The sequence below is a fragment of the Pseudoduganella sp. jia 12 genome (assembly GCF_055502675.1).
On sequence record NZ_JBUXKP010000002.1, the window covers coordinates 628,585 to 653,853 of the forward strand.

The following is a 25,269-nucleotide window of genomic DNA, read 5'->3' on the forward strand; positions in this document are numbered from 1 at the left end:
AATAGCCCGGCAGCGATTGCTTTAGTTTCTCGAGATGAAGCGGGACTGGCTGGCTGGCGCATACAGTGCGCAGTTTTTTCCGCTGGTCAACGTCGTCTTGAGGGTCAGTGCATCGATCGCCGCCTTGTCGTTGCAGACGAGTAAGGTTGCATCGTCCTTCACGTCAGCAATGTTCTTGACAATGGTGGTCGGAATACCCGCAATCGTCAGCGCATTCGCATAGAAGAGCGTTGGCGCGACATAGAACGGGAAACCTGGAGCGACTGGATATCCCGGATGCAATACGACGAGTGATTTGATCTGCTCGCCGGTGCCGTGCAGAGAACGCAATGCAAGGCTATGCTGGTCATACGATCTCGCTTCCTTTTTTGCGATCGATTTATTCGTTAACACGGCATTCAAACCGATCACCGAGATCGCGGCGGCGACACCGAGCATCACCATCGAAACCCGGCTGCCGCGCGGGGCCCTCTCGCCAAGTGCTTTGATGAGTTCGCCTGCTCCGAGCGCGCAGATGATCGCATAAAGTGGAACCAGTGGCATTGCATACCATGCGAGCTTCGTACCTGCAGACGAAATTACGCAAAGATAGAACAGCGAGCAGGTCGTCAGGAAGGCAACCAGCCGCTTCAGCGCAGTCGAACCCTTGAACAACATGTATCCAGCGAGAATAAAGCTCGGTATGAGCCACGGAAAATATTTTACCCGCATCAAGTACCACAGCGGGCCGCCATGGTGCCCTTCCAGCGCGTTGGAATATCGGCCCCCCAGATCATTTTCCTGGACGGCAGCAAAATAACCCGGATCAATCTCGTTCCTGTACCAATAATAAATAACACACGAAGCAACCGCCAGGACGCATGCAATATAAAAATATGGATCACGCAGGAGCGTGCCCGCTTTCTTCCCGAACAGTGCGAAGATGAATAATGCGGGCAGGAATATCAGGCCCTGGATGGTCTTGGTATAAAAGGAAAGAACGATGGCGACTGTCGTCAGCATCAGATACATTCTCCTGCTTCGGTCATTTCCTTCCAAGAAGAGAAATGCGGCAAGAACGTAGGCAGTGGTAAATAGCGTCAGCAGCGCATCATAGTTGCCGCTACGTGCACCATGAACGAGAACATAACCAGGCGATGCAAGGATGATGATCACCGCCAGGAATGCCAGCACCGGACGACGGAGATGGCTGGCGATAAACCAGAATACGAGCATGACGGTGCCTATCGATGCAAGCACGGAAGGCAGGCGAACGCTGAATTCATTGATGCCAAACACCTGCATGCAAATGGCCATTAGCCAGATCAAGAGTGGTGGCTTCGTGTTCCAGTGATCCGGTAGCCATTCATAGGTGGTAATGAGCGACAGGCCATTTTTCGACATTTCCAGCGCATTGTTTGCAAGCCTGGCTTCGTCCCAGACTTCGAGCGGCGCATCGGTCAGGCGATAAAAAAAGACGATTGCGGAAACGATGAGCGCAGACAGGAAGAGCAAGAAATACTGGCTATTGAAGCCCTCACCGACATTGCTGGAAACATCCAGACCGCGGCCCGAACCCGAGGATAAATTGGCTTCGGAGCCATGGGGGGAGGCATCGCTGCTGTTGTACTTCACGAAGACAACCGCCTTCGATCCCATGTAAAACATGAAGGTATAGAAAGGCATTGCCAGCATATGGCAAAGATAGGGGTTCAGCCCAAGGCTGAGGAACATTTTCAGTACGAGAAGATTCACCAGGTACGCAAAACCACATACGAGGACGAAGCGCAACGCTGTCTGAAGCGTGTTCCCTTTATGAGAAAACGTCCAGAATTTGTTCAGCAAAAAACTGCAGAGCATTCCGATGGCATAACCGCATGCATTAGCCGCCACATCGCTGAGGCCCAACCAAGCCTTTGTCGCGAAAATAACAGCCATCGTAATAGCTGTATTGAGCATCCCGACGGTAAGGAATTTGCCAAGCGTGAATGTAAACAGCTTGCTGAGGGAAGGGGCGGCGATGTTCATCGGTTTTGAAAACTGATCTATTGACATGGATTTCGGTATTCCCAGGCGGTAGCGGTTTCCGCTACAACAGCGAGCGACATGCCGTTCATCCTGATTAATAAGGCGGAAATCCGGATAGATGTCGTCGACCTGTGCGAGCCTTCACTTTCATCAAGCGCCAGTGATCTCGCTCTGGAACGTCTTCGACGATCCCGATGTTGGCACACGGCTTGCGTGGAGGGCAGAGGTTACCGTGCTCTCGATAAAATAGCGTGGACGTGATTTTGTCTCGCCGTAGATCTTTCCAAGATATTCACCGATCACACCCAGGCACAATAGCTGAATCCCGCCAAGAAGCGTCAGCGGGAATACTGTCGATGCCCAGCCCGGAACTGCATTCTTGGTGAAAAGAGCTATCCAGATTACCCATGCCCCGACGAGCAAGGAGCATCCGAACACGACGAATCCCAGCATGGTAATCATCTGGAGAGGAACCGTTGAAAACGATGTAATCGCTTCGCCCGCCAGCTTGAGCATTTTTTTCAGAGGGTATTTTGTCTCGCCGGCAAATCGTTCTTTCCTGACATACTCGACGGTCGCTGCCTTGAATCCAATCAGGGGAATGATGCCGCGCAGATAAAGATTGACCTCGGTGTACTCCCGCAATGCGTCAAGCACCTTGCGGCTCATCAACCTGAAGTCGGCATGATTGTGGATGAGATCAACGCCAAACCAGGCTAACAGTTTGTAGAAATATTCCGCACTGTTTCGCTTGAATACCGAATCACTGGATCGATCGTTGCGAACGCCATAGACGACTTCATTACCTTGAAGGTATTTATCGATCATTGTCTCGATAACGTTGATGTCGTCCTGCAGGTCGGCATCGATCGTAATGACCATGTCCGCAGTGGTCCACATCAGCCCGGCAAGCACTGCATTCTGGTGCCCGCGATTCCGGGAAAGCTTGATTCCTGCCACATGCGTTCTTTTTGCCGCCTCTTCTTCTATCAGAAGCCATGTTTTGTCCCTGCTTCCGTCGTCGACAAACACGATCTGGCTCGCAGGAGCTATTTTCCCAGCTTCGATAAGCCGTACCAGCAGGTTCTCAAACTGGCGGCATGATTCAGCCAGCACAGCCTCTTCGTTATAGCAAGGTACAACGATCTGCAGCGTATGCAATGAATCCCTCGTACGGACAAAATTTTCGCTGACATCCAGATCTTGCATTGATTTACCTTAGACTTATTTTAAGCGAGCATGGCGTTCGTTGAATACGAACATGTGAACTCGCGGGGTGACGTGAAGCGGACAGCTATTGAAGTGTTCGCTAATAGGAAACCAAATCATGCTCAAAAAGCTCGAAAAAGCTGTTGCATACTGCAGTTTCGGTTGCAATGCTCATCACGGCTTCACCCGTTCCTTTACGGGAACAAGCGCCGACAGGCAATCTTGGTTACCTGGATTCGAGCTGTTCAACAATCCGTACAGATAGCAACTCAAGCACAATTTATCTTCACGATCGCAACTTTACCATGATTTTCCAAAATTGCAAGTTTCTGCGGAGGTTTTGCGCTCGAAATTTGGTTCTAATACGCAACTATAGTTGCAATATTGACATAATTTTCACTCAGCATCTCGCTTGGTGAAATGCGCGGAAACTGGTGTCGAAACGGCGTGAGTCCGAGCGTCGTGACACGTTGACTATCCCATCCTTGCATCATTGATTTCGCAAAAGCCCTGCTATCTGACGACCCGACACAGGCCTTGCTCGGAGAGTAACGGCGTTGGTCAACGCGACACATGCTAGATGTGCATGTGCGCTGGGTGCGCCGCTTCTCAACAGGAGGCGCGGCCCGTATTTTAACGGGTTCCCTTGCCGTCAGGGCAGAAAGTCGGCCCAATCCCAACAAGGTTTCTACCCTGGAGCGGTAACCCGGTACGAGGAGCATCTTCCAGTTGTATTGCTGTGATGCAACTTCGCGCGCCTGTTCTGGCCGATGAGACGGCAACTGCGTGAACTGCGACACCTGCGCAGCAGAAGTTTGCCTGAGAGTGCCATGCCGGGTGTGCTGTAGCGCCGGGCGGTAACTTCCGGATCCGAAGATACGCCTTGTGTTCGATCATGACATTGAAATAAAATCAAGGACTTCCAAGTGTATGGCAGTTGGCCATTGTCCTGATCGCAAGCGAGATCGGCAGTTTTCGTTTGTTGCATTCCCCGAAGCGAGCACGAAATCATTCTTGCGTGTCGTCATAGCGAGCCATTCGGATGCAAAGAAATTGCACAGCCAGCTATTCCATTATTTGATCAATCCCCAACGTTCCTGCCATTCCGTTGGGCGATACGGTAAGTACCTTTTTCATTCCTTAATTGCTATAACATGACTGTCGAAAAAAGCGAGCCCGGAACCAGTGGTTCCCCAAAAACCAGGAATTCCTTCAAGGAAAAAGGATTCTGGGCGTTAAACTGGCTTCGTTTTATCCTTGCATTGTATATAGTGCTTTACCATACCCTGAAGGATTATTATGGTTCGATCAGGGATACATGGTTCCATGCGTCATTGGGGCTGGGGAACATGGCAACCAGCGTTTTCTTTGTGTTGTCCGGCTTTTTGTTGACTTATGCCTATGTCATCGTCAAGAACGGGCATCAAGTTGACAGAAAAAAATTCTGGCTCGCACGTTTTTCCACCTTATATCCATTGCACATTGCTACCTTGCTGCTGGCAGTCGTGCCGCTGGCCCACGCGGTACTGACGCGAGGCGCGATCAGTGTGCCTGTCGAGCTGGATGGTCCCGCGGTCCGTGCGCTGGGATCTGGTGAACTGATTGGCGGCTTCTTCATCAATGCCGCATTGCTGAATGCATGGAATCCGCTGTACCTGCTTTTCAATGGGCCATCCTGGTCGCTGTCGGCCCTGGCGTTCTTTTATCTGGTATTTCCTTTTGCCGCGCTGAAAATCTATGGGATGAAGAGCCCGATGCTGGCGCTTTTCCTGCTGGGTGTTGTCTTCTTCCTGCCGGGCGCCATCGCCGATCTGCTGCACCTGACGGACGTGGTGACTGATGGGGTATTGCATCGGAATCCGATCATCCGGTTACCGTTGTTCATCGCGGGCATGGTTCTCTGTGTGCTGTTCTCGCGTTCCAAAACAGTGGGCTCTCCTGCCCAAGTCATGATTTCGCTGGCAATAACGCTGGCAACCTTGATCATCGCGACCACCCTGCAATTCCAGGACAAGCATCTGCACGTGATCAAAAACGGCCTGTACTATCCAGCAAGCCTGGCGATCATTTGGCTATGCGTGTGCACCAAGCGCAATCCTGGCAAGGCGGTCACTTATTGGGGGGCTCGACTGGGCGCCGCGTCATTGCCCATGTTCCTTCTCCATGCGCCGCTGTTCCCGCTTTTCCGCGCTATGGAAAAGTTCGTCAGGGCTTTGATTCAAAGTCCGGACTGGAGTCTCTCGGCAATCATGGCCACCGGCCGCACGATCGACCAGTCGGTCGAGTACTATGCCTTGTACCTGGTCGCACTGACGGTGCTCTGCGTGCTCGTGCAAGAGCGTTTTGTCATTCCGCTGCAGCTCAGGATCAGGGCCTACCTGGACAATCGCAAGGCGTCGCTGCGGGCGTCGATGGAACCCTCGGTCGGGACGCCACCGCTTCACTGATACCGATCGAGCAGAGGACAGGGGCTGGCAGGCAAGCCGCATGAGAACAGGCGGAAGGCAGCAGCAAGGAGGAAAAGGTGGGTGGACCGCTTGAAAGGGTGGTCCCCCCGACTGGAATCGAACCAGTATCCCACGCTTAGGAGGCATGTGCACTATCCATTGTGCTACGGGGAGGACGCGAAACGAGCGCAATTATAGCCGACTGCAACGCAAATGTTAGTAATCGCTGCTTGCTGTCGGTACAATGCCCGCTTCACGCATTGGAATCCAGTCATGGCAGTCATCTCCCTCACTTCCGCGCAACTGGCATTCGGCCACCACGCGCTTCTCGATCACGCAGAATTTTCCCTTGAATCCGGCGAGCGCGTCGGTCTCATCGGACGCAACGGTACTGGCAAGTCGTCATTGCTGAAGATTATCGCCGGCCGGCAGAAACTCGACGACGGCCTGCTGGTCATGCAGCAGGGGCTGCGGATCACGTATGTGGAGCAGGAGCCACAGTTCGAGGAGGACATGTCTGTATTCGATGCGGTGGCGCAGGGCCTGGGCGATCTGCCTGCGCTGCTGAAGGAATACGAAGTGCTGATCGGCCAGTTCGGCCAGGGCGACGACGATGCGCTCATGGCCAGGATGCAGGAAGTGCAGGCGCGCCTCGACGCTGCCGACGGCTGGGGCATCAACAACAAGGTCGAGCAGACGCTGGATCGGCTGAGCCTGGGGCCTGATTCGTTGATGGGCACGCTGTCCGGCGGCATGCAGAAACGCGTGGCTCTGGCGCGGGCACTTGTCGCCAATCCCGACGTGCTGCTGCTCGACGAGCCGACCAATCACCTTGATTTCACGTCCATCCAGTGGCTGGAAGGCCTGTTGCGCGACTTCCGTGGCAGCGTGATGTTTATCACGCACGACCGTGCCTTCCTGGATAACGTGGCCACTCGCATCCTCGAACTGGACCGCGGCATCCTGACGTCTTATCCCGGCAACTTCAGTACCTATCAGGCCCGGAAGGCCGAGCAGCTGGCGGTCGAGGCCACGGAAAACGCCAAGTTCGACAAGGTGCTCGCACAGGAAGAGGTATGGATACGCAAGGGCGTGGAAGCACGCCGGACCCGCAATGAAGGCCGCGTGCGCCGCCTGGAAAGGTTGCGGGAGCAGCGTTCGGTGCGACGCGACCAGCAAGGCCAGGTAAGGCTGGAGGTCGCGGTCGGCGAGCGTTCCGGCAAGATCGTTGCTGAATTGCTGGATATCGACAAGCGGTATGGCGACAAGGTGATCGTTGACGGCTTTTCCACCACGATCCTGCGTGGTGACAAGATCGGCCTGATCGGCCCGAACGGGGCAGGCAAGTCGACGCTGCTGAAATTGATCCTGGGCGAAGAGACTCCGGACAGCGGCAGCGTAAAGCTGGGCACGCGCATGCAGGTTGCGTATTTCGACCAGATGCGTACCCAGCTCAATGAGGATGCGACGCTTGCCGATACCATTTCGCCGGGCAGCGAATGGGTAGAGGTCAACGGCCAGCGCAAGCACGTGATGAGTTACCTGAGCGATTTCCTGTTTGCGCCGGAGCGGGCGCGGTCACCGGTGCGGACGCTGTCGGGCGGCGAGCGCAACCGCTTGCTGCTCGCACGGTTGTTTGCCAAGCCGGCTAACGTGCTGGTGCTCGATGAGCCAACCAATGACCTCGACATCGATACGCTCGAACTGCTGGAAGAGCTGCTGGAAGATTACGCCGGAACGGTCTTTCTCGTCAGTCACGACCGCATGTTCCTCGATAATGTGGTCACGCAGGTAATCGTTGCCGAAGGTGCGGGCCAATGGCGCGAATATGTTGGTGGCTACAGCGACTGGGAGCGCGTGCGCTCCACGGCTCCAGCCGTCCAACCTGGCAAGACCGAGCAGCGGCAACAGAAAAGTGACGTAACGCCTGCCGCCGCACCGGCGGCGAAATCCAGGAAGCTGAGTTTCAAGGAGCAACGCGAACTGGACAGCCTGCCTGGCCGTATTGCCAGCCTGGAGGAAGAGCAGGGGACATTGGGCAAAAAACTTGCCGATCCGGAATTTTATCGCCAGACGCCAGCCGAAGCGCGGGTGTTGCACGAGCGCGCCGAAGCGATCGAGACTGAACTGATGGCAGCCCTGGAACGCTGGCAGGAGCTGGAGGAGCGTTCCACTGGTTGAGCGTTGACTGTTACTTCAACGCACGAAATTTGCATGGCGATCAGCAGTTTGTTGTAAAATCCACAAATATGGCCCTTCCCGGGCGGCGATTTTCCAGCATAAGGTGCATTCGATGAATTCCCAGAAGGAGACTTCTAAAGAGAGTAGGGGCGCCTTGGATGCGACAGGAACGCAACGCAGCGATGGCTTCTTCAGCAAGGATTCCCTGCCCAGGATCGTTCCTTTCGGTATCTACATGGCATTCATCGTGGTGGCAGACCTGTTGTCGCGTGCCGGATGGGAAAGCGCCGAACTGCTGTGGTTATATCCTGTCAAAGTGATTGCCGTCGTCGTGGCGCTCTATGCTTACCGCTCGCACTATACCGAGCTGGTCTGGCAGCCTGGCGCCGCACGGCATTGGATCGAAGCCATCGCTGTCGGTGTGATTGTCCTCGTTCTGTGGGTTAACCTCGATTTTCCATGGATGCAGATCGGCACCAGCGAAGGGTATGCGCCGGTGAATGCCGACGGCCGGATCGACTGGCTGTTGGTTGCATGCCGCATTGCGGGCGCGGCACTGGTCGTGCCCGTGATGGAAGAGTTATTCTGGCGTTCATTCCTTATGCGCTGGCTCGAGCGCGGCGCATTCCTGACGGTCAAGCCTGGCACTGTTCGGCTTTTTGCCTTTGCTGGCACGGCAGTGCTGTTCGGGTTCGAACATACCCTCTGGTTTGCGGGCATCGTGGCTGGGGTGGCATACGGCGCGCTGTACATGCGCAGCGGCAATTTGTTATCACCGATCCTGGCGCACGCAGTGACCAATGGCTTGCTCGGCGTCTGGATTTTGGTGACGGGAAATTGGGCTTACTGGTAATATTGTATTTTGAGTAATAATTTGATGGTCCTTGTACCGATGCCCACACTATTTCGCTTGCTGCCGATCGCATGCGCCGCGCTCATGCTCGGCAATGGCGCACACGCGCAGATCAGCCAGACATTCCATCCGTTCGTGGCGGTTGGTTATACCTATGATGATAACTTGCTGCGGTTGCCCGAGGACGCTGTTGGCTTTGAGCAGCGTTCCGACCGCATGACGCAGGCGCGGGCGGGCTTCCAGCTCGACCGTCCCATCGGGCGGCAGCGGCTGACCGGTTCGGCCACCGTTACGCGCGTGACGTTCGACCATTTCGACCAGCTCGATTACAACGGCAAGGATTTCAATGCCGAGCTTGCTTGGCGCGTAGGCAATTATTTCGATGGCACACTCGGGGCCAGTTACGAGCAAACGCTGACGCCTTTTGCCGATTACCATTCGGACCAGCGCAATCTGCGCACGCAGCGTCGTGAATACGTCAGCGGTGGATGGCGCCTCCATCCGCGCTGGCGGGTGCGGTCGGGTTACGACCGATATCGCTATAGCTACGAGCTTTCCGCGCAGCGTTTCAATGACCGCGAACAGACGGTGGCCGAGTTGGGCATGGACTACCTCGCACCCAGCGGTAGTCGCGTCGGTCTGGTGGCACGGCAGTTGAAAGGTATTTATCCGAACCCGCGATTCAACAATTCCGGCATCCTGCTGCAGGACGACTATACCCAGGACGAATTGAAGGCAAACATTTCCTGGCTTTTCAGTGGTGTAACACAGTTACAAGTACTTGCCGGGTATGCGCGCCGCGATCACGATGTGCTCACGACTCGCGACAGCAGCGGCCTCAACGGCCGGGTTTCCGCGACATGGACGCCAACGGGCAAGCTGAAGTTCAATGCCTCGGCATGGCGGGAATTTGCCGCCGTGGAAAGCAGCGTGGTGAATAACAGCCTGAACAAAGGGGTAAGCGTGGGGGCAACATGGAGCATCTCGGCCAAGGTGCAGGCAAACGCGTCGGTGCGTCGGGAAACACGCGATTTCGAACGTTTGACCAGCTCTGCCAATACCAACGACCTTTCCGACCGTAGCCGCGGCACGTCTGTCGGCCTGAGCTATGCCCCGTTGCGGGCGGTGCAGTTGAGCTTGACCGGGTTTGCCGACCGGCGCACAGGGAACCGGGTAATCGGTACTTCGGATTACAAAGCAAAAGGGGTTGCGGTCAACGCGACCCTGCAGTTCTGATCTTAGCGGTAGCAGCAATGACCATCAACGACATTCCACTGATTGCCTTTTTCCAGCGCGTGCTGGACCCCTTGATCATCATGGGAACGCTGTACGGCGCCTCCATGTTCTTCGGCGAACCGTTTACGGGTTACTCGCTGGTATTGATGATCCTGGCATTTTTCATTTCCTCGGCGGTATATCAGTATGTGGACCCGTATCGCGCATGGCGCAGCGGCCGGATGCTCGCCTTCGTGCGCGACACTTTTGCAGGGTGGGTCGTCACAGCACTCATCCTGGCTGCCTTGGGATCGGTGAGTGGCCTGTCCTACCATTACGACGAGAAGGTGATGCTGGTCTGGTTCATCGCTACGCCATTCATCATTCTGGTCAGTCACCTGGCGGTACGCAAGGTCGGTCTCATCCCTGGACGGCCCGATGAGATCCGTTCGGTGCTGATCGTGGGCGCCAACGACGTGGGCATCAAATTCGCCCGGACGATCGATCGGTATCCCAACATGTTCATGCAGGTAAAGGGTTTCTTCGACGACCGTGCGGCGGACCGCCGTCCGGAGGAGTTGCAGCATCAGATCCTTGGCAAGATGTGCGACGTGGCTGCGTATGTGCGCAAGAACAACATCAAGATGATCTTTGTCAGTCAGCCGATTTCAGCACAGCCCCGCATCCGGCGTTTGCTTGACGACCTGCAAGACACGACCGCGTCGGTTTACTTTCTCCCGGATATCTATGTGTTCGACCTGATGCAGGCACGCTTCGATAATGTGGGCGGCATGCCGGTCATCGCAATCTGCGAGACGCCTTTCACGGGCTTCAACAGCTTCATCAAGCGGGTTAGCGACATCGTACTGGCCACCGTGATCCAGGTCATGCTGTTGCCGGTGATGCTCGTCATTGCGCTGGCTGTGAAACTCAGTTCGCCCGGCCCGGTCATTTTCCGCCAGCGCCGGTATGGTCTCTACGGTGAAGAAATCCTGGTCTACAAATTCCGCTCGATGACGGTTGTCGAAGATGGGGCAGCGGTCGTCCAGGCACGCAAGAACGACATGCGATTGACGAAGGTGGGAGCCTTCCTGCGCAAGACCTCGCTTGACGAACTCCCACAATTCCTTAATGTGATACAGGGGCGGATGAGCATCGTGGGGCCTCGTCCACACGCTGTTGCTCACAATGAGCAATACCGCAAGCTGATCAAGGGATACATGCTGAGGCACAAGGCAAAGCCGGGGATTACCGGCTGGGCCCAGGTCAATGGCTTCCGGGGCGAGACAGAGACGCTGGACAAGATGGAAGCGCGGATTCGCTATGACCTGGATTATTTGCGCAACTGGTCTTTCTGGCTCGATCTCTGGATCATTGTCAAAACAGTCAAGGTCGTATTTGCGCGACAGAATGCGTACTGATGCATTGCTGCTAAGCCAGCCCTAAGAGTCGGAAACTTGCATATTGTAAAATTACTACCATAAGTGCGCGAGTGCCAGTCTATAGTGGCGGATTTTGTTGCTGTAGAGGTTTTATTGTGATAACTTTTGCAAATGTTTCGTGATGGTGATCATGCTGTCGCCATTGCGGTGTCCAAAAAGTATTTAGGAGTAAATTTGAAACATTTCGAACTCGAGCGCTCGTGCGCCACCCTGCGGTCTATCTCGTTTCGGCTGCTCCCGGTTGCAGGCATCGTGGCTGCTGCCATTGCCCTGAGCGCCTGCGGCGACAAGGCGGAAAAGAAACCTGGACAGGCGCTAGCCAGTGTCAATGGCGAGGAAATCACGGTCCTTCAGCTGAATGACGAACTTGGCCGGGTCAACCCGCAGGTGGCCAGCCAGGAAGCAGGGCGAAAGCAATTGCTCGAAGCCCTCATCGACCGTCAGCTGCTCGTGGCGGAAGCAACGAAAGAAAAGCTCGATCGCGATCCCAAGGTTGTACAATCCATGGAGCGTGCCAAGCAGACCCTGCTTGCCCAAGCCTATCTGCAGCGCCGTATCGGCCAGCCGGCCAAACCTGAGCGCGCGGAAATCGAAGCGTATTTCAACCAGAATCCGCAGTTTTTCGCTGAACGCAAGCAATTCGACCTGCGCCAACTGGTATTGCCGTCTAATGCAGTGACGGATGAACTCAAGAAAGTCATCGACGGTGCCAAGTCGCTGGAAGAAGTGGCTGCCTGGCTCACCGACCACCAGGTGAAGTTCGCGCGAGCACAACTGTCCCGTTCAAGCACCGACCTGCCACCTCAATTGTCGAGCAAGCTGTTGAGCATGAGGCCGGGTCAACTGTTCATCATCCGCGAAGGCGACAGGAGCCTCCTGATGACGATCGCCGAAATCAAGGATGCTCCGCTGACGTACGAGGCTGCCGCTCCGCAAATTGCCCAGTTCTTGACGAATCGTAAGAACAAGGAAGCGGCCGATGCCGAGATCAAGCGCTTGCGTGCCGGCGCCAAGGTCGAGTACCTGAATGCCGAAGCCGGTGGTCCAGCCAAGCCAGCGGAAGGTGCAACGAACAAAGCCGCTCCCGGAGCCGCCGCTACTGCAAGTCCTGGCAGCGCGCCCAGCGCCACCGAAGGCGCGCACGACCGCGGTGTCGCCGGGTTGAAATAATCAAAGTTTATTATTGACGAGTGAACCTCATGAAACGCTTACTTTTGTCGCTGTATCTCGCGTGCCTGTCCTTGTTCGCGCTGCCTTTCGCATCGGCTGCCGAGTTGACGCTCGGCGCCGGTGATATCGTCAAGATCTCGGTATATAACAATCCGGATCTTGGTCTCGAAACGCGTATCGCGGACTCGGGGAATATCACGTTTCCATTGATCGGCCAAGTGCAGATCGGTGGACTGACGGTGCCGTTTGCCGAACGCAAGATCGCGGATGCGCTCGACAAGGGCGGCTTCATCAAGCGCGCCCAGGTCAACATCATTGTCACATCGATTCTGAGCCAGCAGGTGTCGGTACTCGGCCAAGTGAACCGCCCTGGCCGCTATCCCCTGGATGCACGGCGCAGCTTGTTGGACGTACTGGCCGTCGCAGGTGGTTTCGGCCCCGAGGCTGGCGATACGCTGAGCCTGATCCGCAATCGCGATGGCAATGTTTCCAAACAGGTCATCGACGTCGTCGAAATGGTTCGCAAGGGTGATCTCAACAAGGACATCGAGCTGGCCGCCAACGACGTCATCTATGTAGAACGTTCGCCTCGCTTCTATGTCTATGGTGAAGTGCAGCGCCCGGGAAGCTTCCGCCTCGAGCGCTCGATGACCGTGCTGCAAGCACTGGCGGTTGGCGGTGGCCTGACCCCGCGCGGTACCGAACGAGGCATGATGATCAAGCGGCGTGACGCAAATGGCGCCCTGCAGATGATCGATGCCAAGAAGGATGAGCTTCTGCAAAACGATGACATCCTGTACATCAAGGAGAGCTGGTTCTGAACCGCTGTCGTCAATAAAGAAATGAAAGTTCGAACATGAATCTCCACCTCTTACTGCAGATCCTGCGGGCGCGCAAGCGAGTCCTGATCGGCACCTTCCTGCTGACCGTGATCGCCACGGTGATCGTCAGCGTGATGCTGCCGAAAACATACACTGCCACCAGTTCGGTCGTGATGAACTACAAGGGGGTCGATCCACTGACCGGCCTGGCCCTGCCCGGGCAACTGATGCCTGGTTACATGGCAACGCAGCTCGATATCATCAGCAGTAAGAACGTGGCGTTGCGCGTCGTGGACCGACTGCGCCTGGCAGAGAGCCCGGCCGTCAATGCGCAATTCATGGCTGCCACCGAAGGCCGGGGCACCGTGCGTGACTGGCTCGCCGGCTTGCTGATGAAAAAGCTCGAAGTTGCGCCATCGCGCGAAAGCAGCGTGGTCAACATCAGCTTCAATGGTTCGGATCCGGAGTTCGCGGCAACGGTAGCCAATGCGTACGCGCAGGAATACCAGAATGTGACGGTCCAGCTGAAAGTGGATCCGATGAAACGCGCATCCAGCTTCTTCGACGCGCAGATGAAAACGCTGCGTGATAACGTCGAGGCTGCGCAAAGCCGGCTGTCGAAATATCAGCAGGATCACGATATCGTCAGCGTCGATAACAGGCTCGACGTTGAAACGAACCGCCTGAACGAACTGTCCGCGCAACTGGTGGGTGCGCAGAGTCAACTGATGGAAGCGCAGTCGCGTCGCCAGATGGCGAACTCGGGCGGTGCCACGGCACCGGACGTTGCATCCAATCCGCTGATCCAGAACCTGAAGCTGAATCTGAATGCTGCCGAAGGACGTCTTGCCGAGGCCGAGCAGCGCCTGGGCCGCAATCACCCGCAATACCAGAGCCTGAAGGCCGAGGTGGACAAGCTGCAGCGTGAACTGAGCCGCCAGGTCAACCTGACGTCGCAAAGCGTCGGTAACAATGCGAGCGTTCTGCAACAGCGCGAGGTATCCCTGCGCACGGCCCTGGCCGAGCAGCGTACCAAGGTACTGGAGATGAACCGTGCCCGCGACGAACTGAACGTGCTCGCCAAGGACGTGGAGACTGCCCAGCGGGCGTTTGACACGGCTGCCCAGCGGTTCTCGCAAACGCGTATCGAGTCGCATGCTGAACAATCCGATGTGATAGTGCTGAATCCGGCAACCGCGCCATTGGAACCTTCGAGCCCGCGGATCATGCTGAATACGCTGCTGGCGGTCCTGTTGGGAACAATGCTGGGTGTTGGCTTTGCAATCCTGCTGGAACTGCTCGATCGCCGCGTGCGCATGAACAGCGACTTGGACAGCCTTGGCATTCCATTGCTCGGCACGGTTGACTGGCGTCCCGCCAAACGTGCCCGCGCTGGAGTGCTGGGCAAACTGATGCCGCGCCGTCTGAGCCTGAATTAAGAGATGACTATCATGACTTTGCCAATCCATTCCATTCCGCCATCGGCGAAAGCGTCGACAGCTTCCAACATCGGCCGCGTCTTGCTGGACATGGGGAAAATCACACCGGAAAACGCCGAAGCGGTATTGCGCCTTCAGAAAGAGAAGGGCATCAGGTTCGGCGAAGCCGCCGTGCATCTCGGGCTTATTACTGAAAGTGACATCCAGCAGGTGCTGGCGCGTCAGTTCGATTATCCGTACCTGCATGCGAGCGACAAGCGCTTTTCTTCGAAGCTCGTCGCGGCGTACGAGCCATTCTCGCCGCAAGTCGAAGCGCTGCGTTCCGTGCGCAGCCAACTGATGTTGCGCTGGTTTGCCCAAGGGCAGAAATCGCTGACCGTGCTGGCATTGGAGCCGGGTGACGATGGCGCCAATCTGGCTTCGAACCTCTCCGTGGTGTTCTCCCAGTTGGGGGAGCGCACGCTGCTGGTGGATGCGAACCTGCGCGCACCGCGACAACAGGGAATCTTCAATCTCAACCAGCGCAGCGGCTTTTCCGACGTACTGGCTGGCCGCGCCGAGCTCGATACCATCATGCCGGTCGATGCGTTCGTCTCGCTGTCATTGTTGTCCGCGGGTACTCTGCCGCCCAATCCGCAGGAGCTGCTGGGCCGTGACACGTTCCAGCACAACCGCGAGGCGCTGGAACGCATGTTCGATATTGTGCTGTACGATGCGCCGCCGCTGGTGGAAAGCACCGATGGCCTGGCGCTTGCTGCCCGTACCGGTGGTGTTCTACTCGTGCTGCGCCGTAATACGACACGGTACGAGGACGTTGCCGTGGCGGCCGACCGTATTGGCCAGGTGGGTGCTGCGCTGGTCGGAACTGTCATGGTAGACAACTGATGGCTACCCAACCCTTACCTTGGACCGTTTCGCCGGCGGATTCATTCCGCGCGGCGCTGCCATCCTGGTGGCCGATCCTGTTAGGGATGGCTGCTCTCTTCGCCCCGACCCTGTACACGCTGTTTACGGGCATCTGGACGACCGAGGAGCAAGCGCACGGCCCCATCATTCTGGTGCTGTCCTTGTGGCTGAGTTTCCGCCTGTGGCCTACTGTCCAGGCGCTGCCGGTCTATACAGACAAAAGCGTCGTCGGGTGGCTGCTTACCATCGTTGCCTTGCTGCTCTATACGCTGGGCCGTTCGCAGTCCATCATGGCGTTCGAGATACTTGCCTGTATTCTGCTGCTGATGGGCGTGCTGCTGATCAAGCGCGGCCCCGCGGCCCTGCGGGTATTGTGGTTCCCGTTCTTCTTCATGATGTTCATGATTCCGTTACCAGGCCCATTGGTCAGCATGCTGACCATGCCCATGAAGATGGCGGTGTCCCACGTCACGGAACACATTCTTTACTTCGCCGGGCTGCCCATCGCACGTAGTGGCGTGATCCTGCAGGTAGGGCAGTACCAGTTGCTGGTCGCGGATGCGTGCGCAGGCCTGCAAACCCTGCTCACGCTGGAGTCCCTGGGTCTGTTCTACCTGAACGTGGTGCGCCACCCGTCGGCTTTCCGCAACCTGGCACTGGCCATCCTCATCATCCCGATCTCGTTCACGGCGAACGTGATTCGCGTTACCGTGCTGTGCCTGATCACGTATTTCATGGGCGATGCGGCAGGGCAGGGCTTCCTGCATGGTTTCGCCGGAATGGTCCTGTTTGTTACTGCGCTCGTGCTCACCATCGGGGCTGATTCGATGCTGCAATGGTACGTACGCCGCAAGGAAGGCGTGTCTCCCATCGCCGACGTAAGGAAAACCGCATGACCCGCACTCTTTTGACCAGCCTGGTGCTTGGCGCGTTGATGCTCTCCGCCGCAGCGACGACACGTGTCGTCACGCCGACGGCAAAGATGGCCGACAACAATGTCAAGTTCAGCCTCGAGCAGATGATCCCCACCCGCTTCGGCGAGTGGGCAGTCGACGAGAGCATTGTGCCGTTGAAGCTCGACCCCGAAACGGAAGCAAAGCTCAACAAGCTGTATAACCAGACCGTTTCCCGTACCTATGTGAACCACAGCGGTGAGCGCATCATGCTGTCGATCGCCTACGGCGGCGACCAGAGCGAGGGGCTGGGTGTCCACAAGCCAGAGGTGTGCTACGTGGCGCAGGGGTTCGACGTGCGCTCCAATAAATCCGGCGAGCTGGCGACTCAATACGGAGCATTGCCGGTTCGTCGCCTGATGGCGGTCGCTGGCGAGCGGCACGAACCGATTACCTACTGGCTTACGATCGGCAACAAGATATCACTGTCGGGGCTGGATTCGCGCCTCACCCAACTGCGCTATGGCCTGGGCGGCGTGATTCCCGACGGTATGTTGGTCCGCGTGTCGACGATCGATCGTGAGGCTGCACATTCATATCAAGTCCAAGATCAGTTTGTCAAAGATCTGCTTGGAGCGGTTGGCCCCGACGCGCGGAATCGGCTGATCGGCGTGTTCTAAGAGACTAGAGTTTCATGAAGCTTTCCCTTGCATTTGCGCGCGGATCGGCACCGCGAAAGCCGGCTGCCGTTCCCAGGCGCGGTTCGATGGCCCTGGGGATCATGCTGTTCCTCGGCATTTCCGCCATTGCCTTGCTGCTCGGCGCCGTCATCGGCCTCGGATCATCGTTCCTGGTCATGGTGCTCGCAGGCGCGGTGTTTGGCATTATGGGTTTCCTGTTGCTGGATTCCTATCGAATGCTCATCATCGTGTTCCTGCTGACCTTCATCGTGCAGGGGTCTGTTGCGTCGTTCCTCGGTAATCGCCAGGCGGCATGGGTCGTGATCGGCCTGGCCGTCCTGTTCGTCCTTCGGGCTGTTCTCGACCGGCAGTTTGCAAAGAGCCGCGAGAAACCCGGCATCACGGGTACGGTGGATACTGCGGCACTGGCGGCATTGTCGGTGTATGCCATGATTTTCGTGGCCAGCACGATCTACAATCGCCCCGGCCCGGCGCAACTCATCGTCGCTATCAAGAGCGCTTGGCCGATGATCGGCATCCTGCTCGCACTGGTGTGGTTCCGCTGGTCCATGGAACGCCAGATGCGGTTGTGGCAGATACTGGTAGGTGTCGCATTCCTGCAGTTGCCGGTCGTGCTGTACCAGCATTTTGTCGTGGCCAAGAAACGTCTTGCAACGTCACACGATGCGGTGGTGGGAACCTTCGGCGGCAGTATGGGTGGCGGCGGAAACAGTGCGCTGCTCGTGTTATTCATGATCGGTATCGTGAGCTACGCCCTGGCCCGATGGGACAGGGGCCTGATAACGACGAAGCGCATGATCCTGATCGGCATCGTCAGCATCGTTGTCATCCTCTTGGGTGAAGTCAAGGCGGCGTTCGTCTGGATGCCTATCGCCTTCTGCTTTGTACTGCGCCGTCGAATGATGAGCAACCTGTTTTCGTTCATAGGTTACCTGGCTGTGATCGCGGTGCTGGCTGGCGCTATCTGGACTACGTACAGCGCCCTGTACTGGAGCAAGGATATCAAGAACCAGAGCACCGTTTCCGGCGCGCTCGAGGCCAGTGGTGGCTACTTCTTCGATCCCAACGAGATCAATTACGAAAATGGCGAAGTGGGGCGTGCGGCCGCGGTGGCGATCTGGGTCGAGGACAAGGCATCGACGGTTGGTACCCGGCTGCTTGGCTACGGGCCTGGCGCGGTCAAATCCGGACCAGGGCTTGGCGCCGGCAAACTTTCTGCACGTTTTGCCCCGCTGCACGTCGACCCCACGGCAGTGGCAATGCTCCTTTGGGACCTGGGTGTTATCGGTACGGTGTCCTATATAACCATGTTCGGGTTTGTGTTGCTTGCTGGTTGGAAATACTTGCGCAGGAATGATGGTTCGCCGGAACAGATGTCCATGGTCGAGGCGGCGCAAGCCATCCTAGTCCTGATGACATCGTTGCTCATCTATAACCGCACACTGATGGACGATCCCGCGACCCAGCTGCTGTTCGTATTCGTCGCCGGTACGATCCTGCAGGCAGTGCGTTTCTCCGGTCAATCCAGTGCACCAAAAGTCCATCCCGCCGTCGCGCGGGCCTGGACGGCACCAGTGGCATGACGGATAGTCCTTACCAAGCTTCAAGACTGGTACTTCAGGCAAAACTCTTTACCGCAGCGAAATCGCTAGGAGCAGTTGTTGCGCTGGGCTACCAGTTTCTGTTGGTCCGCCACCTCAGTGTCCCGGACTACGTTTCGTTCACGATCCTGACCGCTGCCAACGGCATCCTCGTCTTCGCCACGATGTTCGGCATGGACCGGCTGGTCTATCGCTACATCCCGCCGCTACGCGAATCTGGCCGGTGGCGCGAGATGTCTTTGCTGCTCGGTTCGCTGCTGTTGCTGAGACAACTGGCAATTACGGCGCTGTTGATCATACTGGGGTGGCTGACGCTGGAATTGCTACCCGCGCAGATCGCGAATGAGGTGCGACGGCTGCCGTGGCACTATGTCTGGTACGCGGTCGCGGTGGGATTCAGCGATTCGCTTTCCACGTTCTGCAATAGCCTGGGTCGCCAGGGCCGCCAGGCCATGTTCTTGCTGGTCATGACGACACTGCGCTTTGCACTCAGCGCGATAGCGATCTGGTACTACGGTGTACTCGACGCAGCGATGATCGGCACCATCCTCGTCGGCACCGAATTCCTGCTTGTCGCGGCACTTGCCGTGCTGCTGCTGGCCGAAATCAGGTCACTGGCACGCAACGGGGCTTCCGGGCCGTTGCGTTTCAACATCGCCTGGCGCAGCATGATCATGGAAAGCCTCAGCACCCAGATGACGTATATGCTGACGTTGCCATTCCGGGGTGGCGTCATGAAACTGATCGTCGGGGCCGTGGCCACGCCCGTCGTGACAGCCTCGTTCGGATTTTTCCAGACCATTGCCGACCGTGCATATCAGTTCATGCCCGCGTTCATGATGAAAGGAATTGTCGAGCCTGCTCTTGCCAACGATTACGCGCGTACCGAAGATCTTTACAGGGTACGCCTGACTGCTTCGTTGCTGATCAGGCTGAACGTGGTGATTCTCATGCTTGCGCTGGCCGTGCTGATCGGCTGTGGCGGCCCCCTGATTGATTTCGCCACCCGTAACCGTTATGGGAGCGAGGTCGGCATCGCCTCGCTGTTGTTGTTGCAAATGGCTGCATTGACGATTGGCGAGGCGCTTTGGATCGCGCTCAATCCGGTCGGCCGGATCATTCACCACAACAAGGTATGGTTCTGGACTTCGATACTTGGCTATGGCTTGCTTGCACTCGCAGCCTTCTCGCGCAACCCGGGGCTTTTGATCGTCGCCAGTGCCTTGCCATATTTCATTGTGTATGCCTGGTTACGCTGGATGACTCGCGAGACCGTCTTGCAAGAAGGCATGGGATTGGGCTGGATATGGCAGTTGTGGCTTCCGGTGCTCGTCAGCGCGGGAGTGGGGCGTGCCGTTGTCTGGCTGATCGGTACAAATCCGGTCGGTGCCATCGTGGCTACGGTAGCGATCGTGGTTTGCTTTGTTGCAGTGTTGCGTACGCGTAATTTAGTCAGCGTTACCGAGGCTGCTGCCATCAATGCGATTTCGCCGCGCCTGGCAAAGCTTTTGAAGCTGGTCGGTGCAGGAAAAAAGTAATTCATATTTGAGAGGTAAGTTCAAATGCGCATCGCATACATGATCCTGGCGCACGATCAGCCCGAGTTGTTCGGGCGCCTGGCGCGCGCCATCCATGCCGACAATGTCTCGATTTATGCGCATATCGACGCAAAGTTCGACAGCGCCCCTTTTCGTGCCGCAGTTGCCAACATCCCGGTAGGATTTGTCGGCGACCCTGTCAAGGTGAACTGGGGCGGTTTTTCGCAAGTCGAATCAATGCTGAAGTTATTGACGTTTGCGGCAAGAAGCGGCCAGCATGATTATTTCATCTTTTTAAGCGGGAGAGATTATCCGTTGCGCCCGCATAACGAATTGCTGTCGTTGCTGGCTGAAAAGCCAACACGTAGCTATATGAATTTCTACCCTCTTTCCGAGGGGGCGGATTTCGTCTCGAAGGTACGTAATTATTGTTATTACGATATTTACGCGAAAATTCCGACACGGTTTCTGAAACGTGTTGCGAACCGTCTTGTAAAAGAAGTCAGCGCGCGGCTTCCAGATCGCCAATTTATTCCGAACATGCAGCCATATCGTGGGTCCACATCGTGGTGTATCACTCGCGAGATTGCTGAATATATTATCGGCTTCGTTGAAGATAATAATAACTCGAAGTATCTGGATTTCTTTCGTTCAGTCAGCTGCTGCGACGAGATATTTTTTCAGACCATCGTACTTAATTCCTCCCACGCTGCATCATTGAATCTTTATGAAATCGACGGTTCGCGACGCCCTGGCGAAATGAAGAACGAGAACAAGGCATCTCTCCATTACATCGACTGGAATCCCGAGCGGGAAGACCCTGCCATCCTTGATGAAGGCGACTATGAGCAGATGAGATCGTCCGCCAAGTACTTTGCCCGCAAGTTCGACGCAGTGCGCTCAGCCCGGGTGCTTGAGCAGATCGACTCATACCGACAACCACGTGATGAGGTTACTTATAGTAATGGCTGATGAATATAAGGCCATTGCCATTTAATACCGGTTTAATCGATGTGTCTTTAGTAAGTTCTTGTAAAATAAGTCTGGTTGAATTATTGATTACAATTCAAACATGCATGCTAAGTAAGACGATGTGAATTTGGCATTGATAGCGCCTGATCAGTTTGGTTGTCGTATGAGATGAGATTGTTTTTCAGATCGAGTGTTTTCCTGCGGCAATACTGTATAATGGGCGTGGTCGAATCTACCGCGGTGCTATCATGTACCGGAACGGTCAGTCTAACCTTCGTGTTTTGAGGCATTCATGAAATTAAGTCAATATACGCGTACTGTGCTGTTGATGTCACTTGCTGGGTGGGTGGGACATGCCCAAGCTGACTGGGCTCAGTCATCGTCGCCACTGGTAATTAAGCCTTTGCCGACTGATTATCAGACACAGCATCAGAATCCGCCGACTTTTTCGTGGGCGCGTCATTCAAGCAATCCTCCTTCATACGTCGTCGAGGTCCGGCAGGGAACCAGCGTCGTCGCGACATACACGTCGACACGCAACTGGTTCCTGCCAACCGCGCCACTGCCGGTTGGCCAGTATTCCTGGCGTGTGCGTCCATCGACCCGCGTCGAATGGTCGAGTGACCGCTTCTTCACTATCGCAACCCGCTCCACCCAGTTCCTCGTGCCTGAGAACGCGCGCTTGCGTGCAAAGGTCATTGCCAAGGCACGGCCGCGCGGCTTGTCCACTGCAATGCCCAAGTATGCCGCCTGGCCTGCCGACCTGATAGCTGAACGCGGCTCTGCAATCACTACTCTGCAGAAAGAGGTTGATTGGTATATCCCGAACCTGCCGCTGATCACCGATGCGAAATGGACGTTGAACACGGCCACCGTAGTCACCCCCGCACAGGCTGCTCAGCAGGCGGACGTCCGCAAGCAGCTCAACTCGCGCAAGCGGCAGCTCGAATCGGCGGCACTGCTGTATCACTTGGTTGGTACTCCGAAATACTTGACTGAAGCATTGCGTCGTGGCGATGAGCTGGCAGCAATGAATCCTTACGGCGCTACCAGTTATGCCCAGCAGGACCAAGCGCCGTTCGCGATCGCCTCGGCACTGAGCCGTGCTGCCGACACGCTGGGACCGGCACTGGACGCTTCGCGCCGTGCAAAATGGATGGCATCGATCCGTGCTTACGGAAATCAGATATACGATGACTTGGCACGGGACAATGCTCGTAACGACGAGTATCCTTTCGATTCCCACGGTATCAGCAATACGGCAGGATTGGCCGAGATCGCCGTGCTGGCGCTGGGTGATGTGGAAGAAGCGGAGAAATGGTTCGACTTCTCGCTGCGTTCCTATATCAGCTCACTGAGCCCATGGAGTGGCCCGGAGGGCGGCTTTGCAAATGGTACGGCCTATGCTGAATACGCGTTAGGCCTGTACTCGACGGTCTGGCAGCCGGTGCTCAACGCTACTGGCATCAACATCTATGAGAAGCCGTGGGCGTTCGGCTTCCTGCGGTTCTTCATGTTCTTTGTCCCGCCGGGTCAGAAAAGCCATGTGTTCGGGGATGGTCACGAAGTTGTGCCCTACCAGTCGACGATGAAGGGGTATGCAACAAACTTCGCCGATCCGGGCGCGGCATGGTATGCCAATTCGCTGGAAGGGCAGCATGACGCACTGACGTTGCTGAAGGCGCCCTATCCATTGCCATCCTCGACCGTATTGCCCGGTGCACCAGGTACACCGTCAGCCGTGTTCCCGAGTATCGGCTGGGCTGCTATGCACAGCAGCATGCGCGACATGAACCGCACGTCCGTGTACTTCAAGTCCAGCCCTTATGGTTCATACAATCACAGCCATGGTGACCAGAATACATTTGCTTTGTTCAAGGGCGGGGTTCCGTTGCTGGGTGAGGGGGGGCATTACGATTATTACGGCTCGCCACTGTGGAAGGGCTACTATCGCAGCACCAGGGCACACAACGGGATCACGTTCGACGGTGGCGTTGGCCAGCTCACGAATGTGGACAATGCCGCCCAGCTGAACAACAACGGCAAGCTGACGGCTTTCACTCAGACGGCGCAACTGGATTTTGTCGAAGGCGATGCGACAAAGGCTTATGGCGGCGCGCTGAGTTCGGCGGTCCGCAAGCTGTGGTACTTGCGCACGACGGATGCGGTCGTGATTTATGACAAGCTTCAATCGCCTACGTCGCGTACGTTCGAATGGAATTTCCATGCGTTCGCACCGGTCATCGAACAATCCTCGGGGGCCTTGCAAATTACCAATCAAGGGCAGACCGTCTGTGTCCGGCCGGTTAACGCCGGGTATCACATCGAACGTCCCACCGGCACTCCGCAGTTGGCAGGTCGCACCGAATATCACGTTTCGCTCACCAAGACCGGCAAATCCAGCGTCGCTGAGTTTATCGTCGTGCTCGATGTTGGATGCCGCAACCCTGCAATTACCCTCACTACAACGTCAAATGGGCGTGTCCTGAATGTTGGCACCCAATCACTGACGCTGCCCAAGAGCTGATTTTTCTTGGCAAGAGAAGGCCACTGCCCAGCAGTGGCCTTTTTGTTTTCTCCCTGACTTGCAATGCAGGACGTCATCGCACGGCGAAGTCGCGATCATGCCGTCAGCCGACCATGAGTTGCTGGTAGCGCTTCGCCAGTGATTCCGCAAGTATCCGATAGCTGCGGTGCTTTTCGATGAATGCACGGCCCAGGCCGGCGCGCACTCGAGCCGATGGCACGTCCAGCAGAACATCACGCATTGCACGGGCCATGTCGTCCGCCGAACTCTCTGTCAGCCAGCCAGCCGCACTCGCATTCAGGACGAAATGCTGGTCAGGGCTATCGTTTCCCACGGCGGGCAATCCTAGCGCGAGATACTCGAGCAGCTTGGTCGGCGAACTTACATCGAACAGCTTATTGCGGGGAATATAGGATATTGACACGTCAGCGCCGACCAGCAGCGATTGCGCTTCTGCTGCCGGAAGCCACCCCGTAATCGCAATGGCATCCTCCAGGCCGCAGGACTTTGCGTAGGCGCGCCACTCGTCGTGGTCACCCGGGGTTGGGGAGCTGCCAATCAGCAACAGTTGGGCTGAAGGTACGTCTTTGCGCAGCGCCACCAGCGCGTCGATGACGATGTTGATTTCCCGGGAACGGTCGAGTGTGCCGAGGTATGCAACGACAGGGATCCCCTCCCATCCGGGCAGGCGCCTTGGCGTGATGGCATCGGGACGCAGCAATTCGGTATCGATGCCCATCGGCACGGCCGACAGGCGTTCCGATGGGATGCCATGAGCAACCATGTGGGCTTTCATCGCTTCGCTCTGCACGAATACATGGTCGGCATGACGCAGCACTACCTTGTAGAACATGAACTTCTCGACCAGGCCCTTGCACAGCGTGAGCAGGTAATGAAGCCGGAAGCCCTTGGCAAGTTCGGCCTTGCTGCGTTCGATCCGGCCGTCGCACATGAGGAAAGAGGCCCAGTATGCAAATGGAATGCCGCGCAGTCGCGCGATCAGCATGATGGCAAAGCCGATACTGACCATGTCACGCACTTGTATGACATCGACGTCCTCGCGCCGAACTTGCCATGCCCGACGCAGGCACAGTGCCATGAAGTCGCTTTCCTGCCGTAGTCGTCCGCCCCTGCGCGGTGGCTGGGTCACCGACGCAAAATCATGCGGCGAAGCCTCATTTGCATTGCCAGCCTTGCCTACCAGATCGCAACGGACGCCGAACCGGGGCAGATACTTGCCGAACAGGGTGGACACGTCAGCGCGGTAGGAAGGAAGGGGTTCGGGAACAAATTGCAATACCCGTGCGTGCTTGGAGTTTATACTCATCGGCTTTGTGTTTGGTGCTG

The 25,269-nt window shown here is 56.5% G+C and carries 18 protein-coding genes and 1 tRNA gene; 15 read left to right on the forward strand and 4 right to left on the reverse strand.

The window, feature by feature from the left end:
* Nucleotides 1–21: 21 nt before the first annotated feature.
* Together ACY65G_RS05610 and ACY65G_RS05615 are read right to left on the reverse strand one after the other, a co-directional pair.
* Nucleotides 22–2,007: a GtrA family protein gene (locus tag ACY65G_RS05610; protein ID WP_464996371.1), complete on the reverse strand. Its 1,986-nt coding sequence runs from the start codon at nt 2,005–2,007 to the stop codon at nt 22–24.
* Nucleotides 2,008–2,157: 150 nt separating this feature from the next.
* Nucleotides 2,158–3,216, reverse strand: a complete 1,059-nt coding sequence (locus ACY65G_RS05615; protein WP_464996372.1) for a glycosyltransferase family 2 protein — start codon at nt 3,214–3,216, stop codon at nt 2,158–2,160.
* Nucleotides 3,217–4,370: 1,154 nt separating this feature from the next.
* Here ACY65G_RS05615 and ACY65G_RS05620 point away from each other — a divergent pair.
* On the forward strand, nt 4,371–5,663 hold the full coding sequence (locus tag ACY65G_RS05620) for an acyltransferase family protein (protein ID WP_464996373.1): 1,293 nt from the start codon (nt 4,371–4,373) through the stop codon (nt 5,661–5,663).
* Between the two features lie 99 nt (nt 5,664–5,762).
* Here ACY65G_RS05620 and ACY65G_RS05625 read toward each other — a convergent pair.
* Nucleotides 5,763–5,837, reverse strand: a tRNA-Arg gene (locus tag ACY65G_RS05625).
* A gap of 99 nt (nt 5,838–5,936) precedes the next feature.
* Between ACY65G_RS05625 and ACY65G_RS05630 the strand changes: the two genes are divergently transcribed.
* The 14 genes from ACY65G_RS05630 (at nt 5,937) to ACY65G_RS05695 (ending at nt 23,922) form a co-directional block, all read left to right on the forward strand.
* On the forward strand, nt 5,937–7,844 hold the full coding sequence (locus ACY65G_RS05630; protein ID WP_464996374.1) for an ATP-binding cassette domain-containing protein: 1,908 nt from the start codon (nt 5,937–5,939) through the stop codon (nt 7,842–7,844).
* 112 nt (nt 7,845–7,956) lie between these two features.
* Nucleotides 7,957–8,697, forward strand: coding sequence for a CAAX prenyl protease-related protein (locus tag ACY65G_RS05635; protein WP_464996375.1), 741 nt, complete (start codon nt 7,957–7,959; stop codon nt 8,695–8,697).
* Between the two features lie 24 nt (nt 8,698–8,721).
* On the forward strand, nt 8,722–9,933 hold the full coding sequence (gene epsL, locus ACY65G_RS05640) for an XrtB/PEP-CTERM-associated polysaccharide biosynthesis outer membrane protein EpsL (protein ID WP_464996473.1): 1,212 nt from the start codon (nt 8,722–8,724) through the stop codon (nt 9,931–9,933).
* A gap of 17 nt (nt 9,934–9,950) precedes the next feature.
* A complete protein-coding gene (locus ACY65G_RS05645) occupies nt 9,951–11,333 on the forward strand; it encodes an undecaprenyl-phosphate glucose phosphotransferase (RefSeq protein WP_464996376.1) in 1,383 nt (460 codons plus the stop codon).
* 195 nt (nt 11,334–11,528) lie between these two features.
* Nucleotides 11,529–12,524 carry an EpsD family peptidyl-prolyl cis-trans isomerase gene (locus ACY65G_RS05650; protein WP_464996377.1) on the forward strand — a complete coding sequence of 332 codons (996 nt, stop codon included), beginning with the start codon at nt 11,529–11,531 and terminating at the stop codon, nt 12,522–12,524.
* Nucleotides 12,525–12,553: 29 nt separating this feature from the next.
* A complete protein-coding gene (gene epsE / locus ACY65G_RS05655) occupies nt 12,554–13,345 on the forward strand; it encodes a polysaccharide export protein EpsE (protein ID WP_464996378.1) in 792 nt (263 codons plus the stop codon).
* Nucleotides 13,346–13,380: 35 nt separating this feature from the next.
* Nucleotides 13,381–14,784, forward strand: a complete 1,404-nt coding sequence (gene epsF, locus ACY65G_RS05660) for a chain length determinant protein EpsF (RefSeq protein ID WP_464996379.1) — start codon at nt 13,381–13,383, stop codon at nt 14,782–14,784.
* Nucleotides 14,785–14,796: 12 nt separating this feature from the next.
* The gene (epsG, locus tag ACY65G_RS05665) at nt 14,797–15,669 is read left to right on the forward strand and encodes a chain length determinant protein tyrosine kinase EpsG (RefSeq protein ID WP_464996380.1); all 873 of its coding nucleotides are present in this window, start codon (nt 14,797–14,799) and stop codon (nt 15,667–15,669) included.
* The gene (xrtB, locus tag ACY65G_RS05670) at nt 15,669–16,586 is read left to right on the forward strand and encodes an exosortase B (RefSeq protein WP_464996381.1); all 918 of its coding nucleotides are present in this window, start codon (nt 15,669–15,671) and stop codon (nt 16,584–16,586) included. Before epsG ends, xrtB begins: the two co-directional genes overlap by 1 nt.
* Nucleotides 16,583–17,263: an exosortase-associated protein EpsI, B-type gene (gene epsI, locus ACY65G_RS05675; protein WP_464996382.1), complete on the forward strand. Its 681-nt coding sequence runs from the start codon at nt 16,583–16,585 to the stop codon at nt 17,261–17,263. The genes xrtB and epsI overlap by 4 nt, the downstream gene beginning before the upstream one ends.
* A 14-nt stretch (nt 17,264–17,277) precedes the next feature.
* Nucleotides 17,278–18,867, forward strand: a complete 1,590-nt coding sequence (locus ACY65G_RS05680; RefSeq protein ID WP_464996383.1) for a hypothetical protein — start codon at nt 17,278–17,280, stop codon at nt 18,865–18,867.
* Nucleotides 18,864–20,423, forward strand: coding sequence for a polysaccharide biosynthesis protein (locus tag ACY65G_RS05685; RefSeq protein WP_464996384.1), 1,560 nt, complete (start codon nt 18,864–18,866; stop codon nt 20,421–20,423). The genes ACY65G_RS05680 and ACY65G_RS05685 overlap by 4 nt, the downstream gene beginning before the upstream one ends.
* Before the next feature lie 24 nt (nt 20,424–20,447).
* Nucleotides 20,448–21,395 (forward strand): beta-1,6-N-acetylglucosaminyltransferase, encoded by a 948-nt coding sequence (locus tag ACY65G_RS05690; protein WP_464996385.1) that lies wholly within the window; start codon nt 20,448–20,450, stop codon nt 21,393–21,395.
* Between the two features lie 292 nt (nt 21,396–21,687).
* Complete coding sequence (locus tag ACY65G_RS05695; RefSeq protein WP_464996386.1) at nt 21,688–23,922, forward strand: heparinase II/III domain-containing protein; 2,235 nt, start codon at nt 21,688–21,690, stop codon at nt 23,920–23,922.
* A 103-nt stretch (nt 23,923–24,025) separates the two neighbouring features.
* Here ACY65G_RS05695 and ACY65G_RS05700 read toward each other — a convergent pair whose 3' ends face one another.
* Entirely contained in the window at nt 24,026–25,177 is a 1,152-nt protein-coding gene (locus ACY65G_RS05700; RefSeq protein ID WP_464996387.1) for a glycosyltransferase, read from the reverse strand.
* Nucleotides 25,178–25,269: the final 92 nt, after the last annotated feature.